This window comes from Streptomyces sp. L500 (assembly GCF_054551825.1).
This window is the reverse complement of record NZ_JBTOLC010000044.1, coordinates 39,355-47,382: the sequence shown is the minus strand read 5'-3', so window position 1 is coordinate 47,382 and position 8,028 is coordinate 39,355. Positions and strand designations below refer to the sequence as shown.

Sequence of the window (8,028 nt, the reverse complement as noted above, 5' to 3'; positions counted from 1 at the left end):
CGTCTGAGCACGTCCGTTCAAGCACGTCCGGCGATGCCCGGCTTCCTGCCCTGGACCGAGTACATCAGGCAGGAGGCGGCCAGGAAGTCGGGGTGGCTCATGGCCGCCCGCGCCGCCCGCAGCCCCTCGTCGGTCAGGCCGGCCGCCAGGAAGCGGTCGCGCAGGTGCCGGGTGTTGTGGATCTGGAGGGCCGTGCCCGGGGAGTCCGCTCGCCAGCGCTGGACCTCGGGCTCCGCGTCGACGTCGGTCAGCCCCGCCGCGTGGAGGGCGGTGGCCGCGTCCCGGCCCCAGGTCAGCGCCGCCCCCGCGGACTCCAGCAGGGCGGTCTTCGCGTCGAGGTACGCGCCGTAGGCGGCCCGGGCCGCGTCCCCGGACTTCCCCACCGGGATCAGCGGGCCGTAGGTGGTCTCGTCGAACTCGTCGAGCTGGAGCCATCCCCCGGGCCGCAGCGCCGCCACGAGCCGCCGGAGCACATCGAGGCGCCCGGGCAGGTGGAGCAGGACCAGCCGGGCGTGGACGACGTCGAACGCGTTCTCCGGGAGCGGGTCGGCGGTGATGTCGTGCGTGAGCACCCGCAGGCCCGGCGCGGGCGCCAGGTGCCGCGGGGTGACGTCCGTGGCCAGCACCGATCCCGTGGGCGCCACGCGCCCGGCCAGCCACCGGGCCACGCTGCCGCCCCCGGCCCCCACCTCCAGCACCCGGGCGCCGGGGCCCACGCCGAGCCGGGCCAGCCGGCGGGTGGTGAAGGGGTCGTAGGCGGCGGCCAGACAGCGGTGCTGTTCGGCCGCGTGCTCGTTCTCGTTGTCGAAGACATAGCCGTGCGGCGGTGTCGTCGTCACGGGCCCGAGCGTAGGGCTCCGGCGCCCGCGCGTACAGGCCGCCTCCAGGGGCCTCGGCCGATGGAACGGGCTCGTTCGGCCGGACGGGCGAGTGCCGCTGACGGGATCGTCGTCCGCGCGCGCCGCCGTGGCTCAATGGCGGGACGCGCCGCCGCGCGTCGTGCCCGCGGCGGCGCGGTGACCGTGCCCCGGGCCGCGCGTCGGGAGCCTGGAGAGACGGGGGCCTGGAGAGGAGTGGCGGGTGAGGCAGCGGCAGCGCGACGACGCCTGCGGGGCCGAAGCCGCCCGTCCGGCGCGGCTGAGCGACACCGGCCTGCTGGAGGCGCCCGAGCCGCCGGTCTGGATGCGGTGGCTGCCCGCCGCCTTCGTCGCCACCGTGCTGCTGCTCGAACCGCTCACGCCCGTGAAGTGGCCCGTGAGCTTCCTGCTCATCGCCCTTCCCGTGATCGCCGCCTTCGCGCACGGCCCCGTCGGCGTCGCCGCCGTCACGGTCTTCGCCGTGGCGCTGGAGGGCACCCTGGCCGGCAGCGTGTGCTGCGCGGGGCGCCCGTCGCACGATCTGTGGGAGCGTCATTACGTGGGCGCGTACGTCTCCACCGCCGTCGTCGGCGTCCTGGGCACCGTCCTCGCCGCGCACCGGCGGCGGCAGGCGGCCCGGCTGGTGCGGGTCGGCTCGGTCGCCAGGGCGCTGATGCTCACGCTGTTGCGGCCGGTGCCCCGCGAGGTCGGCGAGGTGCTGGCGGCCGGGGTCTACCGGCCCGCCGAATCCCTGGTCGGCGGCGACCTCTTCGAGATCCGGGCGACGGCCGCGGGCGAGCGCGCCGTCGTCGGCGACGTCCGCGGCAAGGGGCTCGCCGCCGTGCGGACCGTCGCCGATCTGCTGGGCTGCTACCGCCAGGCCGTCCACGACGCGGACGGGCTGGCGCAGATCGCCGTCAGCATGGAGCGCTGCGTGGCGCGCGAGGCGGCGGCGGTGCCGGACGACGAGCTGTTCGTCACCGCGGTCCTCGTCGAGCACGACGCGCTCGCCCGCCGGGTGGAGATCGTCAACTGCGGCCATGTCGAGCCCGTCCTGATCTCCGGCGGCGAGGTCCGCGCCCTCGACGGGCCGCCCGCCCTGCCCCTGGGCCTGGCGGCGCTCGGCGTCGAGGGGCCCGTCGCCTACAGCCATCCCTTCGGGCCCGGCGACGTGCTGCTGCTGTGCACCGACGGGCTGGTGGAGGCACGTGACGCGGCCGGGGACTTCTATCCCCTCCTGGACCGGCTGCGCGACCGCTTCGGCGGCCGCCCGGCCCCGGAGCCGGCGGAGGTCATCGACTTCCTCGACGCCGACCTCCCCCGGCACACCCTGGCGCTCCACGACGACGTGGCCGTCCTCGCCATCGCCCCGCGCGCCCGGCCGTAGCCGCGCGCCCGGCGCGTCAGCGCTTGCGGCTGTACGTCCGCACCAGGGCGCCGTTGTCGAACGTGCGGACCGACTCCAGGGTGAAGTCGGTGACCGCGAAGTCCGAGCCGAACATCGGCATGCCCGAGCCGTAGACCTGCGGATAGGTCTTGATCACCAGCTCGTCGATCTCGTCGAGCAGTTCGCCCGCGAGCTGGGAGCCGCCGCAGAGCCAGATGCCGAGCCCGCCGTCCTCCGCCTTGAGCTTCCGGATCGCGCCGGGCACGTCCTCCGTGATGAGGGTGACGTTCGGGTCGGGCGACTCCCCGAGCGTCCGCGTCGCCACGTACTCGCGCAGGTGCGCGTACGGGCTGGTGATGCCGGCGTCGAGCGCGAGCTGGTAGCTGCCCCGGCCCTGGACCACCGTGTCGAACCGCCGGCTCTCCAGGTCCTGGAAGCCGAGGACCGCGCGGCCCTCGGCGGAGACGGTCTCCGGGTATTCCGTCTTCAGGAAGTCCAGGAACTCCTCGGTGACGAACTGGTACATGGACGACGCGTCACCCTTCGGGTCGCCGATGAAACCGTCGATGGTGCAGGCGACGAAGTAGGTGAGCTTGCGCAAGGTGATCCTCGCATTCGTGGGCGTCGACAGGGACACGCCATTATTGACGATGTCTCACCTGCCGTGAGTGGGAGTTATGCCACAACGTCCCAGGTGACGGGCAGTCGGTGGACTCCGTAGAGGCTCATGGGGCCGCGCGTCGGCACCTCCTCGGGCGGGACGGCCAGGCGCAGCGTCGGGAAGCGGGTGAAGAGCGCGGGCAGGGCGACGCGCAGTTCCACGCGGGCCAGTTGCTGGCCCAGGCACTGGTGGATGCCGTGGCCGAAGGCGACGTGGCCGGTGGCGGTGCGGCGCAGGTCGAGCGCGTCGGGCTCGGGGAACCGGTCGGGGTCGCGGTTGGCGGCCTGGAGGGAGAGGGTGACCGTCTCGCCGGCCTTGATGAGGGTGCCGTCCACCTCGACGTCCTCCAGGGCCGCCCGCATCCCGGTGTGGGCGACGGTCAGGTAGCGCAGCAGTTCCTCGACGGCCTGGTCGGCGAGGCCGGGGTCAGAGCGGAGGGCGGCGGCCTGTACGGGGTGGCTGAGCAGGGCGAAGGCGCCGAGCCCGATCATGTTCGCGGTGGTGTCGAGCCCGGCGGAGAGGAGGAAGCTCCCTATGCCGGCGAGCTCCTCGTCGGTGAGCTCGGTGGTGGTCAGGTCGCTGAGCAGGTCGTCGGTGGGGGCGGCGCGCTTGACGGTCACCAGCTCGCGGACGAATGCGGTCAGGGCGGCCAGGGCCGCGTACTGGTCCTCGACGGACGCGCTCCCGTCGCCGACGGTCGCGGCGCGGCGCCGGAACTCCGCGCGCTCGGCCTCGGGCACGCCCAGCAGTTCGCAGATCATCAGGGCCGGTACGGGGTGGGCGTAGGCCGTGACGAGGTCGAGGCCGGGGCCCTCGCGCTCCATGGCGTCGAGGTGGTCGGCGGTGATCTCCTCCACCCGTGCCGTGAGCGCGCGCATCCGGCGGACGGTGAACTTCCCGGCGAGGAGGCGCCGGTAGCGGGTGTGCTCGGGCGGGTCGATGCCGGTCATGTCCCCGAGGGGGGCCGGGGGGAGAGTGGTGAGGCCGGGGAGGGCGACGGGGAAGTGCATGAGTTCGTAGCGGGCGCTGAAGCGGCGGTCGGCCAGGATCGCGCGGACCGCGGAGTGGCCGGTGGCGAGCCAGCCGAGGTGACCGTCGGGGTAGCGCATCCGGCGCAGCGGCCGGGTGTCGCGCAGCCGGGCCAGCTCGGCGGGCGGGTCGAAGGGGCAGCCCTGGGGCCGGTCCAGCGGCGGTCCGTCGAGCGGCGCGGGCTCGGGCAGGGTGATGGACGGTTCGTTGAGCATGGCATCCTCCGCGGGAGTCGATGGCGCCATACTGGCACATCTTTGGCGCCACCAGAAGGGCCGTCATGCGCCACACTGGCTCGATTCACATCGAGGAGGCTGCGGTATGAAGCGATATGACAGCCACTCACTCGTCCCCGGAGGACTCACACGTGTCGGACCGTTCGCTGCCGGTGGAGCCCGGCACGCCCGAAGTGGCCGTCCAGGAGCGGCGGCTCCGCCGCGACCTGGGGTTCTGGGGACTGACCGGAATCGGCTTCTCCAACATCGTCGGCTCCGGCTGGCTGTTCGCCGCGATGTACGCGGCCCAGACGGCGGGGCCCGCGTCGCTGCTCACCTGGGTCGGCGCGGGCGTGCTGTGCGGGCTCGTCGCCCTCGTCATGATCGAGCTCGGCGCGTCACGCCCCGAGGGCGGCGGAACGGTCCGCTGGCCGCTGTACGCCAGCGGCCGTCTGGTCGGCACGCTCGTCGGCTGGTCCGTCCTGCTGTCGGTGGGCGGCACCGCGGCCGAGATCAGCGCGATCATGCAGTACGCCAACCACTACCTCCCCGGCCTCTACACAGGCCACACCCTCAGCGCCTCGGGCCTGGGCGTCGCCGTGGCGCTGAGCACCCTGCTCACGGCGCTGAACTGGTTCGCGGTACGGACGTTCGCCCGGCTCAACAACCTCGTCTCCGTCTTCAAGGTCGTCATGCCCGTCGTCACCGTGCTGGCGCTGCTCGCCTCCGGCTGGCACTCCGGGCGGCTGACCGACCACGGCGGTTTCGCGCCCTACGGCTACGCCGCCTGTCTGTCCGCGCTCGCCGGGGGCGGCGTGGTGTACTCGGTCAACGGCTTCCAGGCCCCGCTGGACTTCTCCGGCGAGGCCCGCGACCCCCGCCGCACCATCCCCGCCTCGGTGCTCACCGGCATCGGGCTGGCGCTGCTGATGTATCTGGGGCTCCAGCTGGCCTTCCTCTTCGCCGTGCCCGAGGACCTCCTCGGCGGCGGCTGGAAGGGCGTGAACTTCGAATCGCCCTTCGGCCAGCTGGCGCTGATCTTCAACCTCCACTGGCTGTCCACGCTCCTCTACGCGGACGCGGTCGTCTCACCGGGCGGTTCGGCGTACGTGGGCGTCGCGATCGACGCCCGTCACACCTACGCCCTCGCCAAGAACGGCACCCTGCCCCGGGCGCTGATGAAGGTCGACGGCCGCTCCGGGATCCCGCACCGGGCGCTGGCGCTGAACCTCGCCGTCATCGTGGTCTTCCTGCTGCCCTTCGGCGGCTGGCAGCGCATCGTCAGCATCATGGGCGACATGTATCTGCTGATCTACGCCGCGTCGGCCGTCGCCGCCGCGGTCTTCCGGCGGCAGCCGGGTGCGGAGATGGCGGGCTGGGTGCCCGGGCTGCGCTGGATCGCGCCCGTCAGCTTCGTGGTGTCGAGCGAGTTCGTGTACTGGTCGGGGTGGCACGACCTGCGGCTGGCGCTGCCGCTCGTCCTGGCCGGGCTGCTGGTCTTCCTGGTGATGCGGCGCGCGGGCCGGCAGGACGGGCCGCTCCTCGCCGAACTGCGCACCGGCGCCTGGCTGGTCGTCTACTTGGCCGTGCTGACGCTGCTGTCCTGGCTCGGCACGTTCAAGGGCTCGGGCCGGCTGCCCGCGCCGTACGACTCGCTGACCGTCGCCCTCTTCGCGCTGGGCGTCTTCTTCTGGGCGGTCCGCTCGGGCGTCCGGCAGCTGCCGCCCCCGCTGGACGCCCACGCGTGACAGACCGGCGGGCCGCCCCCGTCCGCTACAGGCGCCCCCGTACGTGCAGCAGGTACGCGTCCCGGTTCAGCGGGTCCGGGCCCTGCGGGCGTGGGCGCACCGGGTGGCGTCCCCGGACGGGCCGGTAGCCGTGGAAGGCGGACAGGAAGACGCCCTCCCCTTGCGTGAGCCCGGGGACCCGCTGCTCGAAGCCGTGGGTGCGGCCCGCCGCCAGCAGGCCCTCCAGCCGGTAGACGTCGCCGTCGGCGACGGGCGGGAAGGGCGTCGCGCCCAGTTGGGCCAGTGTGGCGAGGACCGGGCTCAGGGCGCCGGCGGGCAGTTCCAGTTCGAAGGCGTCGACCGGTTCGTGGACCTCCGTCCCGGCCCGGCGCAGCGCGTCCATCAGCACCAGCGGGGTGACCTTGCGGAAGTCGTCCGCGGCGCTGACGGGGCTGGCGTAGCCGGTGTGGGTGAGCGTCACCAGGCAGTCGGTGACCTGCCAGCCGTACAGGCCGTGCCGCAGGGTCGCGTGGACGGTCTCCTCGATGGCCTTGTGGAACGCCCGGGGCAGTGAGCCCAGTTCGACGGCGAGGCGGAACACCACGCCCTCGCCCGGCCCGGCGGGCTCCACGCGGAGCCCCACCGTCGCCCAGAAGTGGTTCTCGTAGGTGTGGGTATCGATCTCCTCCAGTGCCGTGCCGACGCCGGTGGGCTTCTCGATGTGGACCGTGCGGGTCTCCTCGAAGCGGACGGCGACGCCGGACTCCTCCGCGAGCGTGGTGTGGATGATGTCCTTCTGCACCTCCCCGTAGAGGCGCAGGACGGCTCCCCCGGTGTCCGCGTCCTGCCGGAGCTCGATGTGCGGGTCCTGTTCGGCGAGGGCCGCCAGGGCCGTGTGGAGCCGGGGGGCGTCCTCGGGCCGCAGGGGGCGGACGACGGTCTCCAGGCTGGGCGGGGCGAAGACGCCGGTGTGCCCGGGGTCGTCCGCCGCGCCCAGCCGGTCGCCGACGCGGAGGTCCTTGAGGCCCCCCAGCTGTGCGATGTCCCCGGCCTCCGCCCGGGCCTCGACGGTGGTGGCGCCCCGTTCGAAGACGCGCAGCGAGGTGATCCTGCCGGGGTGCCGGGTGAGGTGCCCGGAGTGGTCGGTGCGGTGGAGGACGACCTCGTCGCGGGCGGTGAGGCTGCCCGCGGTCAGGTGGAGGTAGCCGATCCGTTCGCCCCGGGAGCCGCGTTCGATCTTGAACACGGTGCCGGCCGGTTCCCCGCCGGGGCGGGCGCCGTCCGGGGCGGGCAGCAGGTCCCTCACTCCGGAGAGGAGTTCCCCGATGCCCTCGCCGGTGACGGCGGAGCCGAAGTACACGGGATGGGTGAGTCCCTTGGCGGTCTGGAGGGCGAGTTCCGCGGTGTGGTCCTCGGGGGTGAGGGTGCGGGTGTCGTCCAGGTAGGAGCCCAGGAAGGCGTCGCTGTGCCCGGCGAGGACCTCCGCGAGTTCGCCGGTGAACGCCGGGTCGTCGAGGGTGCGCGCGCGGACGCGCGCGGCGGGCGTGCCGAGGCCCGTGACGGTGGTCATGGCGACGGCGGAGCCGGTGAGCCGCCCGCGGATCCCGGCGAGGACGGCGTCGGTGTCCGCCCCGGCGCGGTCGGCCTTGTTGACGAAGATCAGGGTGGGGATCGCGAGCCGGCGCAGGGTGCGCATCAGGACGCGCGTCTGCGGCTGTACGCCTTCGACGGCGGAGACGACCAGGACGGCGCCGTCCAGTACGCGCAGGACGCGTTCGACCTCGGCGATGAAGTCGGAGTGCCCCGGGGTGTCGATCAGGTTGACCTTGAGGTCGTCGAGGACGAAGGCGGCGACGGCCGAGCGGATGGTGATGCCCCGGCGGCGTTCCAGTTCCAGGGAGTCGGTCTGGGTGGTGCCGTCGTCGACGCTCCCCACCGTGTCGATGACTCCGGTGCGGTGGAGGAGGCGCTCGGTGAGGCTGGTCTTACCGGCGTCGACGTGGGCGAGGATCCCCAGGTTCAGCTTGTTCATACGGGCTCTTCACAGTGAGGGGTGCGGGCATGCGGTCCTTGGTCGTCGGAGCTCCGGTCGCCTGCCGCATGATGTCCTTCTCTCCGCGTCCGCTGTGAAGTGGCCCGTGAAATGGCCCCG

The 8,028-nt window shown here is 73.4% G+C and carries 6 protein-coding genes; 2 read left to right on the top strand and 4 right to left on the bottom strand.

What is annotated here, in order from left to right:
• Positions 1 to 17 precede the first annotated feature (17 nt).
• Positions 18 to 839: a class I SAM-dependent methyltransferase gene (locus ACX9I7_RS27540; RefSeq protein WP_459388856.1), complete on the bottom strand. Its 822-nt coding sequence runs from the start codon at positions 837 to 839 to the stop codon at positions 18 to 20.
• 241 nt (positions 840 to 1,080) lie between these two features.
• On the opposite strand from ACX9I7_RS27540, the gene ACX9I7_RS27535 reads away from it, so the two are divergent.
• Complete coding sequence (locus tag ACX9I7_RS27535; protein ID WP_459388855.1) at positions 1,081 to 2,244, top strand: PP2C family protein-serine/threonine phosphatase; 1,164 nt, start codon at positions 1,081 to 1,083, stop codon at positions 2,242 to 2,244.
• 16 nt (positions 2,245 to 2,260) lie between these two features.
• Here ACX9I7_RS27535 and ACX9I7_RS27530 read toward each other — a convergent pair whose 3' ends face one another.
• Together ACX9I7_RS27530 and ACX9I7_RS27525 are read right to left on the bottom strand one after the other, a co-directional pair.
• A complete protein-coding gene (locus ACX9I7_RS27530; protein WP_459388854.1) occupies positions 2,261 to 2,845 on the bottom strand; it encodes a dihydrofolate reductase family protein in 585 nt (194 codons plus the stop codon).
• A gap of 74 nt (positions 2,846 to 2,919) precedes the next feature.
• On the bottom strand, positions 2,920 to 4,149 hold the full coding sequence (locus ACX9I7_RS27525; protein WP_387570888.1) for a cytochrome P450: 1,230 nt from the start codon (positions 4,147 to 4,149) through the stop codon (positions 2,920 to 2,922).
• A 173-nt stretch (positions 4,150 to 4,322) separates the two neighbouring features.
• On the opposite strand from ACX9I7_RS27525, the gene ACX9I7_RS27520 reads away from it, so the two are divergent.
• Positions 4,323 to 5,897 (top strand): APC family permease, encoded by a 1,575-nt coding sequence (locus ACX9I7_RS27520; protein ID WP_387571217.1) that lies wholly within the window; start codon positions 4,323 to 4,325, stop codon positions 5,895 to 5,897.
• A gap of 25 nt (positions 5,898 to 5,922) precedes the next feature.
• Here ACX9I7_RS27520 and otr(A) read toward each other — a convergent pair whose 3' ends face one another.
• Positions 5,923 to 7,908 (bottom strand): tetracycline resistance ribosomal protection protein Otr(A), encoded by a 1,986-nt coding sequence (gene otr(A), locus ACX9I7_RS27515; protein WP_459388853.1) that lies wholly within the window; start codon positions 7,906 to 7,908, stop codon positions 5,923 to 5,925.
• Between the last annotated feature and the right edge of the window lie 120 nt (positions 7,909 to 8,028).